Raw genomic sequence first — 20,382 nt, forward strand, 5'->3', positions numbered from 1 at the left:
AATTTTTACTATTTTTTATATTTTATTTAAAAAAAGGTAAACCGCCTAAGCCGCCCCTTTTCTTCATACTTTTTTGTGAACCAGCAAACATCTTCATCATTTTTTTCATTTCATTAAGTTGTTTTATAAGTCTATTTACATCTTGTACAGTAGTTCCACTACCTCTAGCTATTCTTTTTTTTCTAGAAGCATTTAATATTCCTGGGTTACGTCTCTCATATGTAGTCATTGATTGAATTATGGCTTTAGTTCTATTCATTTCTTTACCATTCAAATCTACATCTCCAAGTTGGTCTTTTATATTTCCCATACCAGGCATCATACCAAGTATCTTGTCTAGAGGTCCCATATTCTGTATTTGTTCCATTTGTTGTAAAAAATCTTCAAAATCTAGTTCTTGTTTTTTGATTTTTTGTTCTAATTCCTTAGCTTTTTCTAAATCCATACTTTCTTGTGCTTTTTCTATTAGGCTTAATACATCTCCCATACCTAATATCCTTGATGCCATTCTGTCTGGGTGGAAAGGTTCTATATCATCTAGTTTCTCTCCCATACCCATAAACTTTATAGGTTTTTGTGTTACTGCTCTTATTGAAAGTGCAGCTCCACCTCTAGTATCTCCATCTAACTTAGTTAATACTACTCCATCAACACCAAGTGCTTCATTGAAGCTTTCTGCAACATTTACTGCATCCTGACCTGTCATAGAGTCTACAACTAAAAGTATCTCATGTGGCTTAACTTCTGACTTAATTGACTTTAACTCATCCATAAGCACTTCATCTATATGAAGTCTACCAGCGGTATCTATAATAACCAAATCGTTAGCATTTTTAATTGCATGACTTAAACCTGCCTTAGCGATATTTACTGGATTTTCTTTATCTCCCATATTGAATACAGGTATATCCAATTTTTCTCCAACAACCTGAAGTTGCTTTATAGCTGCTGGTCTATAAATATCACAAGCTACCAATAAAGGTTTCTTGCCTTGCTTTTTAAAATATCCTCCAAGTTTTCCTGCTGTTGTAGTTTTACCTGCCCCTTGCAATCCAACCATCATTAAAATTGTAGGAGGTTTTGAGGAAATCATTACTTTACTTTGTACATCCCCCATTAAACTTGTAAGTTCTTCATTTACAATTTTTATTACATGTTGAGCTGGTGTCAAACTTTGCATGACCTCTTGTCCAACACTTCTCTCTTGAACTTTTTTTATAAAATCTTTAACTACCTTAAAGTTAACATCTGCTTCAAGAAGAGCAAGTTTAACTTCTCTCATAGCATTTTTTACATCTGCTTCTGTAAGTTTTCCTTTTGATTTTAACTTACTAAATGCCTCTTGTAGTTTATCCGACAATCCTTCAAATATCATTTTATCATCTCCCTACATACATCTTCTATATTTTCTAGCTTAGGGATTAAATTAGCACAATCTCTATTGTGCAATAAATCTTCTTTAATGTCAATAATTTTATTTCTTATAAATTTAATATTTTTTTCCTGTTCTTGAAGCTTAGATACTAAATGTAGCTTTTCTTCATAATCTCTTAGTATCTTTTCTGAACGTTTTAATGTATCATATACACCTTGTCTCGATACACTTAAATTTTCACTGATTTCACCTAAAGAGTAATCCTCTTCATAGTATAGAGCTACTATCTCTTTTTGCTTATCAGTTAGTAATTCTTTATACTGTTCAAATAACAATCCAATTTCGACCATTTTTTCTATATTCATATCTTACACTTCCTAGCAGTATACTGTAAAGGTTATTTACTTTACACTATTGTATTTTATATCATATAAACACTCTTGTCAACCATTATTTTTAAAAGAATACTAGTTACCAAATAATGCATCTGAAAATGATTTTGCATCAAAATCCTGTAGGTCTTCTACTCTTTCTCCAACCCCAATAAGTTTTACAGGTACATCTACTTCTGACTTTACTGCAAGCACTACTCCACCTTTTGCTGTTCCATCAAGTTTTGTAAGTACTATACCTGTTATATCTGCAACTTCTTTAAATGTTTTAGCTTGAACAACTGCATTTTGACCTGTTGTAGCATCTACTACAAGAAGTACCTCACGTTTTGCTTCTGGAAATTCTCTATCTACTATTTTAAATACTTTTCCAAGTTCATTCATAAGATTAGCTTTGTTGTGTAATCTTCCAGCTGTGTCACATATTAATAAATCTGTCTTTCTAGCTTTTGCTGCCTTTATAGCGTCAAATACTACTGCTCCTGGGTCTGCACCTTCTTGATGCTTTATTATATCTACATTAGTTCTATTTGCCCAGATTTCTAATTGCTCTGTTGCTGCTGCTCTAAATGTATCTGCTGCTGCCAATAAAACTTTTTTTCCGTCTTTTTTGTATCTATTTGCCAATTTTCCTATTGTAGTAGTTTTACCTACTCCATTTACACCTACCATTAAAATTATACATGGAGCTGGTTCTATATCTAATGTAGAGTTTTCATTTGTAAGGATATCTTCAACTATAGATTTAAGTTCTTCTCTTACCTTTATTGGTTCAGTAATTCCCTTTTGCTTTATTGTATCTCTTAGTTTTTCAATTATTTCCATAGTTGTATTTACACCAACATCTGCTGTTATTAAAATTTCCTCTAAATCCTCAAGTAATTCTTCATCTACTTTTGTATATGATTTTAAAACCTCATCTATTCTATCAGTTATTCCTTGTTTTGCCTTTGTTAATCCTTGTTTTAATCTTTCAAACAAATTAACTTTCTTTTCTTCACATTCCTCTTCTTTGTTTGCATAATCTTCATGTTCAGCTTCTTCAGCATAATTATCATTGTTTAAGTCTTCTATTTCACTATCTAGAGAATCGTTATTTATTAACTCTTCTATATCTTGTTCATTAATATCTATCTTATCTTCTTCTTTTTCTTCTATATCTATATCTTCTTCACTACTTTCATCAACAACTTCTTCTTCAGTTTCCTCTGGAATATCTTCTACTTTATCTACAACCTCTTCCTCAAACCCCGAAAAAATTGTTTCTTCTACATTTTCTAAATTGTCAGCACCACTTTCTATTTCTTCTTCTGATTCAATGTCTTTTTTTTCTAATTCCTTATCCTTATCCTTGTCTTTGCCAAAACCAAATAATTTTTTTAACACTATTCTTCCTCCTATGTCAATCTAAGTTATATAATATCAGTTATCTCTTGAGCTTCTTTTAGTTTTAAACTAATAACTTTTGAAATAGCTTTTTCTTGCATTGTAACTCCATAGATATAATCAGCAGCTTCCATAGTTCCTCTTCTATGAGTTACTGATATAAATTGTGTTTCTTTAGATAAATCTTTTAAAAATTCTCCAAATCTAAATATATTTGCGTCATCAAGTGGAGCCTCAATTTCATCTAATATACAAAATGGTGTTGGTTTTGTAATTAATATTGCAAATAATATGCTTATTGCAGTTAAAGCTTTTTCTCCACCAGACAGTAGATTTAAATTCTTCATCTTTTTACCAGGTGGTTGAGCTGTTATTAGTATATCACTTTCTAATAAGTTTTCTTTATCTAAAATAGTTAATTCGCCACAACCACCACCAAAAAGTCTTTTGTACACATACTTAAAGTTTTTACTTATTTCTTCAAATTTAATCTCAAATTCAGATTTCATATTTTCTTCTAATGTATGTATAAGTTTTTCTATCTCCTCCATAGATTCTTCTAAATCTTGTTTTTGTTCACTATAAAAATCATATCTTTCTTTTATTTCTTCATATTCTTTGATAGAATCTATATTTATATTCCCAAGACTTCTTATTTCTCTCTTTAGATTTTCTAAGAATTTTCTATCTATCTCTAGATTCTCATCCTTGATTTCCAATGCTTGTACTAAAGTCATTTCATATTGTTCAAATAACTTATTTATATATGTGTCTTGACTAGTTTTTAATCTTTCTAATCTTCCACCAACCTTAAATAAACTCTCTTTAAGTTCTATATGTTGTCTATCTATAATCTTTAACTCTTTACTAATTTCATCAAAATTATTTTTCAAGTCATCTTTAGCTATTTTTCTAGTTTCAAGATTTCTATTGCTGTCTGCTAATTGTTTAGTTAAGTTTTCTTTTTCTTTTTCTTCAATAGATATAGAATCCTGTAACTTAACTATTTCTTCTTCTTCATAATTTAATGATTCATCTAATTGTTTAGTTTTTTCTTCTAACTCACAATTTTCACCAGATATTCTTTTTATATCTCTGACTATGCTATTATAAGCTTCTGTTTTCTTTACTAAAGTTAGGTTTAATTCATCGAATTCTGCTTTTTCTTTATCATACAAATCATTATATTTTTTTATTTCATCACTTAATATATCAATTTTTTCTTTATTTTGATTGTATGTATTTTCTAATGCTTCCATGTCTTTTTTAACAATGTCACTTTTTTCAAGTGTATAATTTAAGTTAGATCCCAAATCACTTTTCTCATTATCTAACCTAGTAATACTAGATTTTAAAGATTCAATCTCAGATTCAATATTTTCTATACTTGTACTCTTTATTATAATACTTTTTTCTAAATCTTTTACTTCATTTTCAACTAAGTCAATTTCATCTTTTATATTTTTTATATTTTTATTTAGGGATTCTTTTGTAAGTTCTAGACCTGAAATCTCAACCTTAACATCCTTTATTTTTTCTGTATATTCGTTAATAAATCTTTTTCTTGATAATATATTTCCGTTAGTTTTTAAACTACCTCCAGTTAAAGAACCTCCTGGATTTAAGATTTCACCATCTAAAGTGACTATTTTAAATCTATGACCAGTTTCTTTTGCAAATTTTATCCCTTCATCTATATTATTTATAAATATCGTTCTTCCAAGTATATTTTCAATTATATTTCTATATTTTTCATCAAACGTAATTAAATCACTTGCTATTCCTATAAATTTAGTATTTGCTTTTAAATTTCCCAAACTTATTTTATTTGATTTAATTATATTTAATGGCAAAAATGTTACTCTTCCTAAATTATTCTTCTTCAAATAGTTTATTGCAGATTTAGCACTAAACTCATCATCAGTTATTATATTTTGCATATAAGCACCAAGTGCTGCTTCTACAGATTTCTCATATTTTTCAGGAACATTTATAATCTGTCCTAGTGCTCCATGAATACCTTTTAAATCCTTATTTTTTAATACTTCTTTTACACCTCTATTAAATCCCTCATAATGATTTTCCATATCTATATAAACATTTAACTTTGAATTATATCCATTTAGGTTGTATTTACTTTTCTGTATTTCATCTTCCACTTTATTGAACTCATTAATAGAGTCTTGTAAATCAGCAGTTAATTTTTTATTTCTATTATTCACATTGTTTAAAGTTTCTTTTTTCATATTAAATTCTTTATTTATACTATCTAGTTCAGAAGATTTTGTTTGGATATTTTGGTTTAATTCTGCTATTTCTGAGTTTATGTTCTCATCTCTAATATTCATATTTTCTTTATTTGCATTTAAAGCAGATAATTTATTACTAAATTCTTGCTTCTTATTTAATATATCTATTATATTTTCTTTTAATAATTCTATATCATTATTTAAAGATTCCAACTTAATCCTTTGATTTTCTTTACTAGATTCTAACTTTTTTATATTCTCTTGTAATAGCGATAACTCTTCACTATTTGAAGACTTATTACTTTCTAATTCTTTTATGTATACCTTGTTTTCATTTAACTTTTCTTTTATATTGTTTATTTCAGAATTTTTTCTATGAATCTCATTTGTAAAGTTTTTTATTCTTTCTTTAATTAAATTTATCTGTGACTCTTTTTTTGATATAACACCTTTAATTGAGTTTATATAATCTACAGACTTTTCAATTACATCTTGTAGTACCTCTATCTCCTTATCAACATCTTCTTGTTTTTTCTCTACGACATTTTTTTGCTCTTCTTTTTCTTTAAGCTCTTTTTCAAGAACTTTACTATGCTCATCAACTTCACTCAGTTCTTTTTCTATTCCTTCAATTTCTCTTATAAAATTATTCACTTCTAGTATTTTTAACTTTTCACTTATTTCTAAATACTTTTTTGCTTTTGTTTGTTGATTAAAAAGAGGTTTTAATTGATTTTCAATTTCTATATATATATCATCTATTCTTTCTAAATTTTCTTTTGTATTACTTAAATTTCTTTCTGCTTCCTGTTTTTTATATCTATATTTTGATATACCACAAGCTTCATCAAAAACTTTTCTTCTACTTAAGGGATTATTACTCAATATTTCATCTACTTTTCCTTGTTCTATGATTGAATAACCATCTTTTCCAATACCAGTATCTAAAAAGACTTCTTTTATATCCTTTAATCTGCAACTCTTATTATTTAGAAAAAATTCACTTTCTCCATTTCTATAAGCTCTTCTTCTTATAGTTACTTCTGTAAAGTCTAATTCTAATTGATTCTCAGAATTATCAATAGTAAGAGCTACTTCACAGTAATTCATGGGTTTTTTTGTATCTGTACCTGCAAATATTACATCTTCAAGTTTATCTCCTCTAAGACTCTTGATGCTTTGTTCTCCTAATACCCATCTTACGGCATCAGATATGTTACTTTTTCCACTTCCATTTGGTCCTACTATCGCTGTTATTCCTTCTTTAAAAATAATATCTGTCTTTACTGGAAAGGATTTAAATCCCTTTAACTCTAGTCTCTTTAAATACAAATCGTTTCTCTCCCTTCATAGTTAAAACTAAAGGTTATAAATGTCATACAATTTTCTATGGATGTCTCTCATATTAGCAATAATTAAACTTTTCCCATCTAACACAATTTCTAATTGATTTATATCTAAATCTGATTCTTGTGTTTTTAAAATCACACCAAAAATTTCTTTCATATATTTAATATTTGTTTTTTTATTTCCTATTATTTTAGAAATATTCTTTTTATTAGACTTCACCAACATGTTCTTTATATTTTTATTTTGTGAAATAAGAAATTCTAAATAATCTTTTATCATCTCAGCTTCTACCAATTCTCTAAAAGCAGGGTGATATGGACCTGCTAAGACAGCTTTTCCCATTTGTATATCATCAGTAGCTTGAAGCCCAACTCTTATTACATTTATATTGTTAACATAAAATAATACAAGTACTTTTTTTACTATTCTTATACTCTCGTCAAGTGTAAATGGCTTATATTCGTTTTGCTCCATCAATTTTTCCAAACCAGTCTCTTTTACCACTAAAGTTGGATAAATTCTTACACAATCTGGTTTAAGCTCTACAAATTTTTTGGCTGTAAATATACATTTTTCCTCTGTATCAGCTGGAAGTCCAACCATCATTTGTAAACCAAGTTTAATTCCACTATTTTTTATCAACTTTGAACTCTTGTATACAATGTCTGACTGATGCCCTCTAATACTATCTAATAATACTTTTTCATCTAAGGATTGTACTCCTAGCTCTATTATACTTGTCTTATATTCTTTTAACATTTCTAATATTTCTTCACTAATACAATCTGGCCTTGTAGACATTCTAATATCTTTTATAAAACCTTTTTCTACATACTCTTTGGCAACAGATAATAAGCTTTTTTGTATATCTACATCTATAGCAGTAAAACTTCCACCAAAAAATGCTATTTCTACATCAGCATCCTTATCTATAGTCTCTAGACATTCTTCAATTATATTTCTTGCATCTTCACTAGTAACATCAGTGCTCACACCTGTTATTTTTTTTTGATTACAAAATATACAATCATGAGGACATCCTTTGTGAGGAACAAATATAGGTATAATTCTCTTTTTCATCTACAACATCCTTCTAATCTAAATATTTCTTTTTATATTTTTACATATTATATTTATTTTTCCCATAATTTTTTCTTTAGAGCTACTTTAGCAGCCAATTGTTCTGCTTCTTTTTTACTTTTGCCTTCTCCTATACCCAAAACATCTTCATTAATTCCCACTTCCATAACAAACCTTTTATTATGGTCTGGCCCTTTTTCTTCTATAAGCCTATACCAAATATTATTTTCCCCATTTCCTTGTAATACTTCTTGAAGATGTGTTTTATAGTCTCTAAATATATTTCCCTTTCTTGAATCGTAAATTATATTTTCCATATGGTGTAATATAAATTGTCTTGCACTTTCAAATCCTCCATCAAGATATATCGCTGCTATTACGGCCTCAAATGCATCTGCTAATATTGAAGTTCTATGTCTACCTCCAGTAGCTTCTTCACCTCTACCCAATAACATATGAACCCCTAAGTTTATATCATTCGCAACTTCACTTAATGAATCTTCACAAACTATATTTGCTCTAAGTTTAGTCAATTCCCCTTCGGGCAGATTAGATTCTTCATTAAATAAATAATCACTTATCACTATGCCTAAAACTGAATCCCCTAAAAATTCTAATCTTTCATTAAAATTATATCTCTTATTTTCATTAGAATATGAACTATGTGTAAGAGCTTCTAGTATATATTCTTTATTTTTAAATTTATAATTTATAACATCTTCAAATCTTTGTATATTATCTAGTAATTTTTTACTTATCTTCATTATTGCATCCCTCCAAAATCCTATTCTATAAATTCTAGTGTACTATTTTTGTGCAACTATTGCAAAACCAAAATCCAAAATACTTGTCCTCTTGAACTACTCCACCTTAACTACTTTCGGTAACATTTGAAGGTGTAGATTCCTATTCGATAGTACTTTTGCACTAAGCATTCATAGGCTCTAAGGGCTGTTCCATCCCCACTAATCTTAATCCTTCTTTTAATATATTTACACTAGCATTTATATCTCTGTCATGATGTGTATTGCACTTTTCACAAACCCACTTTCTAAGTGATAGGTTTTTTACATCTCTATTTCTAGTACCACATACACTACATAACTGACTTGATGGATATGTATTTCCTATTACAGAAATTAACCTTCCATACCAAATAGCTTTATACTCAAGTAACCTTCTAAATTCATACCAACTAACTTCACTTATTGCACCTGCTAATTTATGATTCTTAATCATATTACCTACTTTCAAATCTTCTAAGCAAATTATTTGGTTTTCTCTAACTAGTTTAGTTGATATTTGATGTAGGTAATCCCTTCTTTGATTAGTTATTCTTTCATGTATCTTAGCTACTTTAATTCTTTGTTTATTCCAATTACTACTGAACTTCTTCATCTTTGATAACCTTTTTTGCTCCAATTTCAATCTATAGTTAGTTTTTTTTAACCATTTAGGATTATCAAATATTCTTCCATTAGAACATATTGCAAGGTCTTTTAAGCCTAAATCTATACCAATATACTTATTAGATTCTTTTAATGATTTTATGTTAACCTCACAAAATAGACTAATAAAATATTTACTTGTAGGTGTTTTTGATACAGTAGCATTTAATATTCTACCATTTATATTTTGAGTCACTTTAGCCTTAACCCATTTCAATTTTGGTAGCTTAATTAGATTATCCTTAATAGTTATGTTATTGTTCACACATTTACTTTCAAAACTTCTTTTGAGATTTCTCTTACTTTTGAACTTTGGAAATCCTTGCTTATTACCCTTTTTAATTTCTCTAAAGAAGTTTTTATATGCACTATCTAAATCATAAATAGTGGCTTGCAAACTAGTTGAATCAACTTCCTCAAGCCATTCATATTCTTTTTTAAGTGCTGGAAGTTTTTTAATTAAATCATACTTTGAATGTGATTTGCCTTCCTTTTCGTAGCTTTCTTTTTGAAGTGCTAACATATGATTATACACAAATCTTGAACATCCAAAAGATTTTTCTATTATTTCTTTTTGAGTTTGATTTGGATATATTCTAAGCTTAAAAGCTTTCATCTGTATCATTTCTTCACCTTCTTTTAATTTATATTACAGGCTTACATCTCCAGCCTACTTACGTCTAGGATGGAGTATTTCTCCTATCTTTAATAAAAATAAAACTACCTATGAAACAAAATATCTCATAGGCATCATAGGCAGTTTTATTTCTTATGAATTTTTATTCTCTATCATCACAATTTGAACAACCACCACATGTACAATCATCATCATCATCATCATAATCATCTTCTGATGATAATATTACAGCCTTACAATCAGGACAAACAACATCTACTTCATCATCATATAACAAATCTTCGTCTATTTCTACTAATTCTCCACAATTTGGGCATTCCATTTCTATATAGCTGAAGTCCTCATCGTCATCATCTTCTTCATCGTCTTCGTAAAGATCCTCTTCCATGTCAGCAATATCTTCTTCTAAATCTGCTAAATCTTCGTCTATAGATTCAACAAAATCTTGAAGTTCTTCTTGTTCTTCATCCAATGTTACAATAGATTCTGCAAATACTTCTAATGCATCAACTATTTTATGTATCATTTTCCCTTCTTTACTTTCAGTGCTTATTTCTAAACCTTCTGCTAAACCTTTTAAGTATGCAACTTCTTCATATAAATGTTTCATGTAACACCCCTCGCTTTCTTTTTAATATATAAACTAAAAGCTCATATATCTTATATTATTAAGACATATAAGCTTTTATATACATAAATTTTTATACTCTTGATAAATATTCACCTGTTCTAGTATCTATCTTTACTTTATCTCCAGTATTTATAAATAATGGAACTTGAACAACTGCTCCAGTTTCAACTGTAGCTGCTTTAGTTACATTACTTGCTGTATCACCCTTTATTCCAGGCTCTGTATCTACAACTTCTAGCTCTGCAAAGTTTGGAGCTTCCACTTGGAATGGTTGTCCTTGATAAAATCTTATTGTCGCAACTTCATTTTCTTTTAAGAATTTAATTGCTTCTTCAACTTGTTCATAGTTTAATGGTATTTGTTCAAAATTTTCTTGGTCCATAAAATAATATAACTCACCATCATTGTATAGATATTGCATTTGTCTTGTATCTATTACAGCTTTAGGGAATTTTTCACTTGGATTAAAAGTTTCTTCTCTTATAGCTCCTGTTTTTAAGTTTCTGTATTTAGTTCTAACGAAAGCAGCTCCTTTACCTGGCTTAACGTGTTGAAAATCAACTACTAAACATGGTTGTCCATCTTTTTCAAATGTAACACCTTTTCTAAAATCACCTGCTGATACCATTTTTTGTTCCTCCATATTAAAATAAATTTCTTATTTTTTAGTAAATTTTACATTACTATGCCTTTAAAATTATATCTCTTACTTGAATTCTGTCAAGTCAGGATTACAAATTTTTACTAATATCATAATATCATAAGTTATACAATATAAACAAGTATTTGGCAGATTACTTATCCTATATTTTTATTATTTACATCTATAATCACACTTTATACATTTTATATATTGATATTATTTATCTCTATGACTATACTTTTCACCATTATTCGTTACTTTTTATTTAAAAACAATGGATAAACATAATTTTTTAGATTGTTACAGAATAACTTTTATGAAAAATAAAACAATCTTCTTCATTAATAATACTTCTACTCAAAATTATACATTTTTAATAAAATTCCATACTTTTACTTTAAACTCAGTTTCATATTTTTGATTACGTTTTGATAATTTCAATATTATATTAACATATTCTCCATTATTAGACATTGAGACATACATTTCATCTACGTAATCACCAATTTCATATCCGCCAGCTTGGCTACTTTCACCATTTAAAGAATTCACAAACAATTTATTCCGTCTCTCATTTAATATAATTTCTTTGTTGCTTGTATATTCTTCATTATCAGTTGTATTTTCATCTACATATCTACATTTTATAGATGTCATTTTTTTAAAACTTTCATCATTAGAAGATAAGTTTATTATCCCCCTAGAATTACTAATGATTCCTTCTATAGATTTTGTAATTTCAATACTTTGTTGCTGTAACTCCATTTTATCTTCTATTTTAACTTTTAAATTCATTGTAAGTATAAATATAGAATATAAAGTTATCACCAGTACTACAATTACGGTTAAAGATACTGCACTTTCTAAAAGTAAATATCCACATTTACGTTTCATATTTTCCCTCTTTCAAAAGTACTCTTCCACTTACAGGTGTTATTGTTATAGTTTTATTTAATCTATCATTATATATCTCTATTGTAGTTGCTTTTTGAGGTGAGCCATCAGATTTAAATTTTATGGTTTCAATACTTCTTGCGATTCTTACCTTTCTAGGTAGTACTATGGATTTAACATTTTTACCATCTTTCCTCAATACATATCCTTCTTGTTCCTCTTGCTTTATATAGTATATATATGTATTGTAATTGCTAAACATATTGATTCGTCTAACATATCTTATATCTGAACAAAGTTGACGTGCAAATAAATTTATTTTATGATTTTCAAGATTATCTTTTGGAAAACATATTGTAGTTATCAATAGTATTATACTTATGGATACTACTAATTCTATTACAGTCACATTCCTTCTTTTTTCAAAGTTATACACCCCTATACTTATATAGATATACTAAATTTTTTTCATCAAAGTTCTTTTTTATATTTTCTATTGTCTCTTGGCCGATTTCTTCTCCGTCATCTCCATTAGCGTTTTGATTATCAAAATCTTTACTGCCAGCCTCAAATACAGTTGAAAGTTCTGTTTGGTCAAATATTTTAGACTCATCAGATGTTTCGATAGAATCTTTATTACTATAATCATCATCTATATAATCTTTAATATCAATTCCTACCCATGGATTTTTAATTTTTACTCTCACTTTTATTACTTTTAAAAAGTCTTTCTCTCTAGCTGTACTTGTTATATCAAACTCAAAAAAATCTCCCTTGTCATATATAGTATTGTTTTCTATTTTTAAATGAACTTCTTCTAAATCACTATAAGATGTATCTTTTATTTTTTTTATACAATCAATCATATTATTTCCTAAGAAATAGTCTCTAAATTCTTCTTCATTGTTAGATATATTAATAGCTTCCTCCACACAGCAAAGCGCATTACTTATTGATATTTCTATACCACTTAAAGAAGCTTCCCTCAACTTAGCATCTTTATATTCTAAATCAAATATATTATCATTACTATAAATTAAACCTATACACATAATACATACAGTACTTATAATAGAAAATATTATCAATGTTACTATTAATATAGAACCTTTATTATTTTGTAACATAACTATTGAATCTTAATTGTTTTAAATCACTCTTAATTTCCATATTTATCTCATAACATTGATAATAGTTTAAAACTTGTTTTACTGTGCTATTAATCTCATAACCCTTTATGTAATTTTTATTTATTTCATCCTCAGTCAGTTGATATTCACTATTTTTTATTTTATATTTCTCATCTTCCAGGTATTTCTTTGCAATATTTAACATCTCTCTATTAGATACATTTTTACTAATAAAACTATAGCAGCTATATAAAGATGTAGATACCAAATACACAGCTACATATAATATGGCAATACTCATTATACATTCAATTGATATAAAACCATTCTTTTTCGTTTTCAATAATAAAAACCTCTCATTAATATTTTATATTCTATGGATTAACTCTTAAGGATTTAGTTATAAATTTTTTTCATAAATCTCTTTTATACAATTATTTTCATTACTATCTAGTCTTATTCCAGTCCATATACAAAATGCACTTAGACCTTGATTTATTAGCATATCAACTCCATACAGGACATCTAAATTGTACTTTCTCGCCCATTTTATAAGACTTGTTTCATGAGGCTTATATACTATATCACATACTAGTATTTTTTTGTTTGGAATCAACGATTCATCGATTGGACATAAGTTATTCCCCATACCTATTGGTGTAGTATTTATAAGTATATCAATTTTACTTAAATCATTTTCATCAACGTCTTTAGTGCTATAAGCTACATCTAATTTAAAACTAGACTTTATTATATTTGATATTTCCCTTGCTTTATCTATACTTCTATTTCTTATTTCTATAGATTTTACATGGTTAAATGCAAGTTCAATAGAAATACTTCTACATGCACCTCCACAACCTAATATCATGACCCTTTTGTCTTTTAGGTCAAATCCATTTTCAATTACAGATTTTACAAATCCAATTCCATCAGTATTATATCCTTTTAATACACCTCCTTCATTCTTAATAGTATTAACTGCTCCTACTAATTTTGCTTTGTAATCAATATAATCCAAATATTTAATTATATTTACCTTATGAGGTATTGTCACATTACAACCCTCTATACCCATACTTTTTATGGATTCTACTGTTTTCCCTAAGTCTTTTGGCTCTACATCAAAACATACATAAACGTTATTTTGTTTGTATTTTTCAAATAAATAATTATGCATGATTGGTGAAAAGCTTTGTTTCACTGGATGTCCTAAAAGACATATAAGCTTTGTTTCACTGTTTATAATCATATCTTTCTCCTTTTATTTATTGACATCTAAAATTCAATTTATACCAAATAAACTAATAATTTATCCGTCTTATTTTTTATATATTCAACAAAAAATTAAACTTAAATTCTTCTTTTTAATGTTATATTACAGCCAAAAGTTTGTAAATATATGTTTTAAATTCTAACAGTATACATATTATTTTATTGAATAACAGTCAACTTGGATAAGTCTCCTTCATATAATTTAAAGTGACCGTTAAAAAGGGGGTGACTTATTGGCAGCGCTTAAATCTTTTGAAAAACCCTTAACCCCTGAAGAAGAGATTGAGTATTTAACTAAATTTAAAATAGAAAATGATAAAAGTGCAAAAGATACATTGATTGAAAGAAACATGAGATTAGTAGCTTATATCGCAAAAAAATATAACAATTCTACAGAAGATCAGGATGATTTAATATCTATAGGTACAATAGGATTAATAAAAGCTATAGAAACTTATAATATAGATAAAGGAACTCGATTAGCAACATATGCTTCTAGATGTATTGAAAATGAAATTTTAATGAATATCAGATCTAACAAAAAAAACAAATCACAAGTATCTCTACAAGACCCTATCGGAACAGATAAAGAAGGTAATGAAATAAGTCTTTTGGATATACTTGGTACAGATGTCAATTATGTTCTTGACGAAGTAGAGTTAAAAGTTCAGGTTGGAAAACTATATGAACAACTTAATAAAATCCTTACTCCTCGAGAAAGAGAAATTGTCCAGTTAAGATACGGGTTAACTCCTTATGGGTATAAAACTCAAAGAGAAATAGCACAAAGACTTGATATCTCTAGATCATATGTGTCCAGAATCGAGAAAAAAGCTCTCAAAAAACTAGAAAAAGAGCTTGTTCAAGAAAATTAATATTATACTTTTAAAAGGATATATCGTATAACATTACACAAAACAGCTTGCCTAAAAATTAAAATTACGATATATCCTTAAATTTTATACTACATGACTTTATTTTATACTTTCACATATTTCTTTAAATATAGGTATTGCAGATTTACTTTCCTTTTGAGTTCCTTCTACTAGCACAGTTATTACATACTTAGGTCTTTTCTCTGGATAAAATCCAGTTATCCAACCATGATCTATTGGCTTTTTATTCAGACTACTTTGAGCTGTACCAGTTTTTACCCCACATCCTCCTTCTAAATCCTTTAGGACTTTAGCTGTTCCAACTTTAGAAACAGATTTCATGATTTCTTTTACTTGTGTACATACATAAGGAGAAATAATTTCTTCTTTTTTTGAAGACTTATAAGTTTTTACTGTCTCCATATCATTATTTACAAGACTTTTATATAAATATAATGGCTCAAATGTTCCATTATTAGCTATTATCTGGGTCATTTGATTTATTTGAAGTGGTGTAAATTCTATATTTTCTTGACCTATAGCTAAATTACGTATTGATATATTTTTTGGAGCTTCTCTAATTCGTTCTTCATCAAGACCAATATCAACCTTTTCAAATAAATGCAATTTCTCAGCAGATTTTAATATCTTTTCTTTACCAACTTTCATTGCTATATCTAAAAATGCTGGATTACATGAATTAGAAAAAGTTTGCTGTAAGGATTGAAGGCCATGACCATCTAATTTATTGCATCGTAATATTTCATTACTATTTCCAACTTTAGTTTTCCCTTTACAATTATAGGTGTAATTCTCATCTACAACCCCATTTTCAAGTGCAGAAAATAGTACTACCATCTTAAACACAGAACCTGGTGGATATGTCGATTTTATGACTCTATTTTCAAACTCTCCATTTTTACTCTTTAAACTCTTTGCTATATTATTTTGGTCAAAATTAGGTCTAGAACACATAGCAAGAATTTCACCTGTAGATACATCTGAAATCACTGCTGCTGTTGGATTTTCTTCTTTATTTAGTATCTGCTCTAAATTTTTTTGAATATCATAATCAATAGTAGTTTTTAAATGTCTATCTTTATCTTTTTCATCAACTGTTTTTACACTTCCCTTTAAAATATTTAGAGATTTTTCATTTCCTGCATCTCCTGCTTTAAAGGCACTTATATATTTTTCATTTGAGCTTCTAAGTACACTATCCATACTTTTTTCTATTCCCAATTGACCTGCTTTATCGTCATCTTTTATATAACCTATTGTATGTGATAATAAACCATCCTGTGAATATCGCATAGTTTTTTCTTCTAGCATTATCCCATTTTTCTCAAGTTGTTTTTTCATACTATTATCAATATTTTCGGTCTGAATTTGTATTATGGGATTCGCCAATTGTTCTTGTATAATTTTATATATTTCCAAATCATCCATCTTAGTAGCTTTCTTAACAAGTTCTAGTATTTTATAGTTGTTATTTAATTTTTCTTTCTCAACAACTAAAATCTGAACTTTACTTGTATCTGTAAGTTTCTTATTATTTCTATCATAAATTATGCCTCGTCCACTATTTAACTCTACTTTCTCAACACTCTGTGATTCAACATTTTGTTTGTATTTATCACCTTTTAATACCTGTATATCAACCAGCCTATAGATTAAACCACTATAAATTATTAAAATTATAGTAAATATATACCAGCTTCTCTTTCCCACTTTTTTCAAAAATGGAGTCTTCTTTTTTGACATGAAATCACCCCTTAGATAATTTCATTATTGACAATTTCTAAGGGGCTAATACTATTTTTATCAAATTTTTATTACTCTTCAACTTTTTCTTCTATAACTTTTCTAAGCATATAATCTTTCTCAACTTTTACAGATAGTTTTAACTTCACTATCTGTCTAGGATGAGGAGCTGATTCTATAGGCTCTCCTTCTTCATTGTACATTTCTTCTATTTTAGTAAACATAGTTTCTTTGTATGGTCCCATAACTTCTATTTCATCACCAACACACATTTTATTTCTTTGCTCAACTACAATAAGCCCATTTTCATCTTCTGTCTCTCTAACTATACCTATAAAATCATAGTTTCTAACATATGATGCTGATTGATAATTTTGGTCTTCTGTTGTTGGCTTATTCAAGTAAAAACCTGATGTGAAATGTCTATGGCTCCCTTTCTTTAACTCTTCCATCCACATAGGATTAAATTTCCAGTTCTCAGGGTCCTTATAAAATTCATCTATTGCCATTCTATATGCTCTTACAACTGTTGCTACATAATATGATGTCTTCATTCTTCCTTCTATTTTTAAGCTTGTTATACCAGATTTAATTAATTCTGGTATGTATTCTATCATGCACAAATCTTTTGAGTTAAAAAAGAACGTTCCTCTTTCATCTTCATATATAGGGAAATATTCCCCTGGTCTTTTTTCTTCAACTAAATGATATTGCCATCTACAAGATTGAGCACAAGAACCTTTGTTTGCATCTCTTCCAGTCATATAATTACTTATCAAACATCTTCCTGAGTAAGAGATACACATAGCTCCATGCATAAAAGCTTCTATATCCATATCTAAAGGTGTTTTAGCTCTTATTTCAGATATTTCATCAAATGATAATTCTCTTGCCACTACAACTCTTTTTATTCCATGCTCATACCAAAAATTGGCACTAAGATAATTAGTTGTATTTGCTTGTGTACTTAAATGTATTTCCATATTTGGAATTACTTTTTTAATTACACTAAGAACACCTGGGTCAGCTATTATAACTGCATCTACTCCTATCTCTTCTAACTCCAATAAGTAAGCTTCTAATTGTAGGAAATCTTCATTGTGAGGTATTATATTCACTGTTACAAAGACTTTCTTCCCTCTCTCATGTGCAAAAGCTACACCTTCTGCCATATCTTCTTTACTAAAGTTTTTTGCAGCAGACCTCATTCCGAAGATTTCTCCACCTATATAAACAGCGTCTGCTCCATATGTTATAGCTATTTTTAATCTCTCCAAATCACCTGCTGGAGCTAAAAGTTCAACTTTATTTAATTCCATCTACGTCACCTCTTTTACTTTCTTTATAACTTAATGCTACACCATCTCCTATTGGTATCAATGATGTACTCAAATAATCACAATTACATATATAATCTAAATAATTTCTCATTCTTTTTACTATGGTTTTCTTTCTTCTTACAACAAAATCATCATGTGCAACCATTCCTTTATATAAAATATTATCAGAAACTAATAATCCACCATCTTTTAGTTTATCTATAACTAAATCAAAGAATAGCTTGTATTGACCTTTTGCTGCATCTATAAATATAAGGTCAAATTCACCTTGGATTTGACTCAATTTTTCTTCTGCATCTCCTTCTAGTATAGTTATGTTATTTTCAAATCCAGCTAATTTTATATTTCCTTTTGCTTTTTCTATCATTTTTTCGCTTCTTTCAACAGTTATTATATCTGCATCTTTTCCTATGATTGTTGCAAAAAAAATAGAAGAATAACCAATTGCACACCCTACCTCTAAAACTCTTTTTGGCTTTTGAATCTTTAATAACACTTTTAATAAATCTGAAACTTCTTTGTGTATTATAGGAACACTATTTTCCTCAGCATAAATTTCCAAATCTTTTAAAAGTCCTTCTTTTTCTTTTAATGTTACTCTTATATAATCTTCAACCAAGTCATTAACTATATTACTCATAAAAACACTCCCTAAAATAATAAATATTAAAATTTTGTCTTAATTTATTATTTTTTAAATTCATATTGCTCTGTATATTTACACTTTCTTTATTATAAATCTAAGAATAACAATTTTCAATAAAAAAGCCCAACATTATTCTTACCCTGTTAGACTTTTTATAATCATTGTTTATTTTTTGGTATTTTCATTATTTGTTGTTTTTGTATCTTTACCTTGTTTATCTCTCGCTTCTTTGTATTCTTTGACATATTTTAAATGGTCTTGATAGTTTGTACTATAGTTATTTCCACCATCAATCTTTGCCACAAAATACAAGTAATCTGTTTTATCTGGATAAAGTGCTGCCTCAATAGATTTTATACCAGGATTTGATATTGGTGTAGGAGGCAAACCTTTATTTTTGTAACTATTATATGGTGAATCAATTTTTAAATCATTATAAGTTACAATTTTCTTTCTTTCTTCAAATATATATTGTATTGTTGCATCTGATTGAAGAGGCATACCTACTTTAAGTCTATTATAAAATACACTAGCTATTATTGGTCTATCTTTATCAAGTACAGCTTCTTTTTCAATTATTGAAGCCATCTCCAGTACTTCTTGAAGAGTCATCTTTGATTCTTTTTGTTTCTTTTTAAATTTGTCTGTGTATTTACCATCAAACACTTTTAACATTTCACTTAAAATATCTTCCTCTGATTGTTTCTTTGAATTAAAATAATAAGTTTCTGGATACAAAAATCCCTCTAAAGAAGTTATTCCATCTTCTTTTAAGAATGTAAACTTGTCATAAAACTCTTGAGGTTTTTTTATTAGAGTTTCAAATATAATTTTATCGCCTAAATTTTTATTTACTAATATTGCTATAATTTCTTTAGATGTGGAACCTTCTGGAATAGTTACTTTTACACCATCATGATATATTTTCCCTGAAGCTAAAAGGCTTATTATATCATTATTTGAATACGATTGATTAAGTAAATATGTTCCTGATTTTATAGATGGAGCCTTATTACTCACTTTTACTATCAATTTAAACAATAATTCATTTTTTATTAATTTGTTTTCATATAGTATGTCAGATATTTTTCCAACTGATGCTCCACTTGGGATGTCAATAATTACATCTTCTTTGTTATTTTTATCATAAGGACCTATTTGCATAGACACAAATATACCTACCACAACAATTAAAATAACAACTATTAATGCTACTATTTTTAATCTATTTTTTTTAAAATTCATAATATAATCTACTCCTTATGTA

The 20,382-nt window shown here is 27.9% G+C and carries 19 protein-coding genes; 1 reads left to right on the forward strand and 18 read right to left on the reverse strand.

What is annotated here, in order from left to right:
- Positions 1 to 22 precede the first annotated feature (22 nt).
- The 14 genes from ffh to aroE all read right to left on the reverse strand — a co-directional run bounded on the left by ffh (position 23) and on the right by aroE (position 14,467).
- Entirely contained in the window at positions 23 to 1,375 is a 1,353-nt protein-coding gene (gene ffh, locus KGF50_RS08640; protein ID WP_227847685.1) for a signal recognition particle protein, read from the reverse strand.
- A complete protein-coding gene (gene ylxM / locus KGF50_RS08645; protein WP_227482226.1) occupies positions 1,372 to 1,740 on the reverse strand; it encodes a YlxM family DNA-binding protein in 369 nt (122 codons plus the stop codon). The genes ffh and ylxM overlap by 4 nt, the downstream gene beginning before the upstream one ends.
- A 102-nt stretch (positions 1,741 to 1,842) precedes the next feature.
- Positions 1,843 to 3,153, reverse strand: a complete 1,311-nt coding sequence (gene ftsY, locus KGF50_RS08650) for a signal recognition particle-docking protein FtsY (RefSeq protein WP_227847686.1) — start codon at positions 3,151 to 3,153, stop codon at positions 1,843 to 1,845.
- 26 nt (positions 3,154 to 3,179) lie between these two features.
- Positions 3,180 to 6,734 carry a chromosome segregation protein SMC gene (gene smc / locus KGF50_RS08655; protein WP_227847687.1) on the reverse strand — a complete coding sequence of 1,185 codons (3,555 nt, stop codon included), beginning with the start codon at positions 6,732 to 6,734 and terminating at the stop codon, positions 3,180 to 3,182.
- Between the two features lie 27 nt (positions 6,735 to 6,761).
- Entirely contained in the window at positions 6,762 to 7,832 is a 1,071-nt protein-coding gene (locus KGF50_RS08660) for a radical SAM protein (RefSeq protein WP_227847688.1), read from the reverse strand.
- Positions 7,833 to 7,885: 53 nt separating this feature from the next.
- Positions 7,886 to 8,596, reverse strand: a complete 711-nt coding sequence (rnc, locus tag KGF50_RS08665) for a ribonuclease III (RefSeq protein WP_227847689.1) — start codon at positions 8,594 to 8,596, stop codon at positions 7,886 to 7,888.
- 163 nt (positions 8,597 to 8,759) lie between these two features.
- A complete protein-coding gene (tnpB, locus tag KGF50_RS08670; RefSeq protein ID WP_227847690.1) occupies positions 8,760 to 9,905 on the reverse strand; it encodes an IS200/IS605 family element RNA-guided endonuclease TnpB in 1,146 nt (381 codons plus the stop codon).
- A gap of 154 nt (positions 9,906 to 10,059) precedes the next feature.
- Positions 10,060 to 10,527 (reverse strand): CD1247 N-terminal domain-containing protein, encoded by a 468-nt coding sequence (locus tag KGF50_RS08675; protein ID WP_227847691.1) that lies wholly within the window; start codon positions 10,525 to 10,527, stop codon positions 10,060 to 10,062.
- A 91-nt stretch (positions 10,528 to 10,618) separates the two neighbouring features.
- Positions 10,619 to 11,176 (reverse strand): elongation factor P, encoded by a 558-nt coding sequence (efp, locus tag KGF50_RS08680; protein ID WP_227827144.1) that lies wholly within the window; start codon positions 11,174 to 11,176, stop codon positions 10,619 to 10,621.
- Between the two features lie 378 nt (positions 11,177 to 11,554).
- Positions 11,555 to 12,085 (reverse strand): hypothetical protein, encoded by a 531-nt coding sequence (locus KGF50_RS08685; protein WP_227847692.1) that lies wholly within the window; start codon positions 12,083 to 12,085, stop codon positions 11,555 to 11,557.
- Positions 12,075 to 12,494 carry a hypothetical protein gene (locus KGF50_RS08690; protein WP_227847693.1) on the reverse strand — a complete coding sequence of 140 codons (420 nt, stop codon included), beginning with the start codon at positions 12,492 to 12,494 and terminating at the stop codon, positions 12,075 to 12,077. Before KGF50_RS08690 ends, KGF50_RS08685 begins: the two co-directional genes overlap by 11 nt.
- Positions 12,495 to 12,513: 19 nt before the next feature.
- Positions 12,514 to 13,212 (reverse strand): hypothetical protein, encoded by a 699-nt coding sequence (locus KGF50_RS08695; RefSeq protein WP_227847694.1) that lies wholly within the window; start codon positions 13,210 to 13,212, stop codon positions 12,514 to 12,516.
- Positions 13,199 to 13,558 carry a hypothetical protein gene (locus KGF50_RS08700; RefSeq protein ID WP_227847695.1) on the reverse strand — a complete coding sequence of 120 codons (360 nt, stop codon included), beginning with the start codon at positions 13,556 to 13,558 and terminating at the stop codon, positions 13,199 to 13,201. Before KGF50_RS08700 ends, KGF50_RS08695 begins: the two co-directional genes overlap by 14 nt.
- A 57-nt stretch (positions 13,559 to 13,615) precedes the next feature.
- Positions 13,616 to 14,467 (reverse strand): shikimate dehydrogenase, encoded by an 852-nt coding sequence (gene aroE, locus KGF50_RS08705; RefSeq protein ID WP_227847696.1) that lies wholly within the window; start codon positions 14,465 to 14,467, stop codon positions 13,616 to 13,618.
- Between the two features lie 256 nt (positions 14,468 to 14,723).
- On the opposite strand from aroE, the gene sigK reads away from it, so the two are divergent.
- The gene (sigK, locus tag KGF50_RS08710) at positions 14,724 to 15,365 is read left to right on the forward strand and encodes an RNA polymerase sporulation sigma factor SigK (protein ID WP_227827138.1); all 642 of its coding nucleotides are present in this window, start codon (positions 14,724 to 14,726) and stop codon (positions 15,363 to 15,365) included.
- Positions 15,366 to 15,464: 99 nt separating this feature from the next.
- Here sigK and KGF50_RS08715 read toward each other — a convergent pair whose 3' ends face one another.
- The 4 genes from KGF50_RS08715 to mltG all read right to left on the reverse strand — a co-directional run bounded on the left by KGF50_RS08715 (position 15,465) and on the right by mltG (position 20,360).
- The gene (locus KGF50_RS08715; protein WP_227847697.1) at positions 15,465 to 17,129 is read right to left on the reverse strand and encodes a peptidoglycan D,D-transpeptidase FtsI family protein; all 1,665 of its coding nucleotides are present in this window, start codon (positions 17,127 to 17,129) and stop codon (positions 15,465 to 15,467) included.
- Positions 17,130 to 17,200: 71 nt separating this feature from the next.
- Positions 17,201 to 18,448, reverse strand: a complete 1,248-nt coding sequence (locus KGF50_RS08720; protein WP_227847698.1) for a peptidase U32 family protein — start codon at positions 18,446 to 18,448, stop codon at positions 17,201 to 17,203.
- A complete protein-coding gene (locus tag KGF50_RS08725; protein ID WP_227847699.1) occupies positions 18,435 to 19,109 on the reverse strand; it encodes an O-methyltransferase in 675 nt (224 codons plus the stop codon). Before KGF50_RS08725 ends, KGF50_RS08720 begins: the two co-directional genes overlap by 14 nt.
- Positions 19,110 to 19,280: 171 nt before the next feature.
- Positions 19,281 to 20,360, reverse strand: coding sequence for an endolytic transglycosylase MltG (gene mltG, locus KGF50_RS08730; RefSeq protein WP_227847700.1), 1,080 nt, complete (start codon positions 20,358 to 20,360; stop codon positions 19,281 to 19,283).
- Positions 20,361 to 20,382: the final 22 nt, after the last annotated feature.

Origin of the sequence: Clostridioides sp. ZZV15-6598 (genome assembly GCF_020657705.1) — a bacterium.
Taxonomy (GTDB): domain Bacteria; phylum Bacillota; class Clostridia; order Peptostreptococcales; family Peptostreptococcaceae; genus Clostridioides; species Clostridioides difficile_F.

Excerpts from the sequence above, each read along its gene's own strand:
- ffh (WP_227847685.1), bottom strand. The coding sequence starts at position 1,375 with ATGATATTTGAAGGATTGTCGGATAAACTACAAGAGGCATTTAGTAAG.
- ylxM (WP_227482226.1), bottom strand. The coding sequence starts at position 1,740 with ATGAATATAGAAAAAATGGTCGAAATTGGATTGTTATTTGAACAGTAT.
- KGF50_RS08660 (WP_227847688.1), bottom strand. The coding sequence starts at position 7,832 with ATGAAAAAGAGAATTATACCTATATTTGTTCCTCACAAAGGATGTCCT.
- rnc (WP_227847689.1), bottom strand. The coding sequence starts at position 8,596 with ATGAAGATAAGTAAAAAATTACTAGATAATATACAAAGATTTGAAGAT.
- tnpB (WP_227847690.1), bottom strand. The coding sequence starts at position 9,905 with ATGATACAGATGAAAGCTTTTAAGCTTAGAATATATCCAAATCAAACT.
- KGF50_RS08675 (WP_227847691.1), bottom strand. The coding sequence starts at position 10,527 with ATGAAACATTTATATGAAGAAGTTGCATACTTAAAAGGTTTAGCAGAA.
- efp (WP_227827144.1), bottom strand. The coding sequence starts at position 11,176 with ATGGTATCAGCAGGTGATTTTAGAAAAGGTGTTACATTTGAAAAAGAT.
- KGF50_RS08685 (WP_227847692.1), bottom strand. The coding sequence starts at position 12,085 with ATGAAACGTAAATGTGGATATTTACTTTTAGAAAGTGCAGTATCTTTA.
- KGF50_RS08695 (WP_227847694.1), bottom strand. The coding sequence starts at position 13,212 with ATGTTACAAAATAATAAAGGTTCTATATTAATAGTAACATTGATAATA.
- aroE (WP_227847696.1), bottom strand. The coding sequence starts at position 14,467 with ATGATTATAAACAGTGAAACAAAGCTTATATGTCTTTTAGGACATCCA.
- KGF50_RS08715 (WP_227847697.1), bottom strand. The coding sequence starts at position 17,129 with ATGTCAAAAAAGAAGACTCCATTTTTGAAAAAAGTGGGAAAGAGAAGC.
- KGF50_RS08720 (WP_227847698.1), bottom strand. The coding sequence starts at position 18,448 with ATGGAATTAAATAAAGTTGAACTTTTAGCTCCAGCAGGTGATTTGGAG.
- KGF50_RS08725 (WP_227847699.1), bottom strand. The coding sequence starts at position 19,109 with ATGAGTAATATAGTTAATGACTTGGTTGAAGATTATATAAGAGTAACA.
- mltG (WP_227847700.1), bottom strand. The coding sequence starts at position 20,360 with ATGAATTTTAAAAAAAATAGATTAAAAATAGTAGCATTAATAGTTGTT.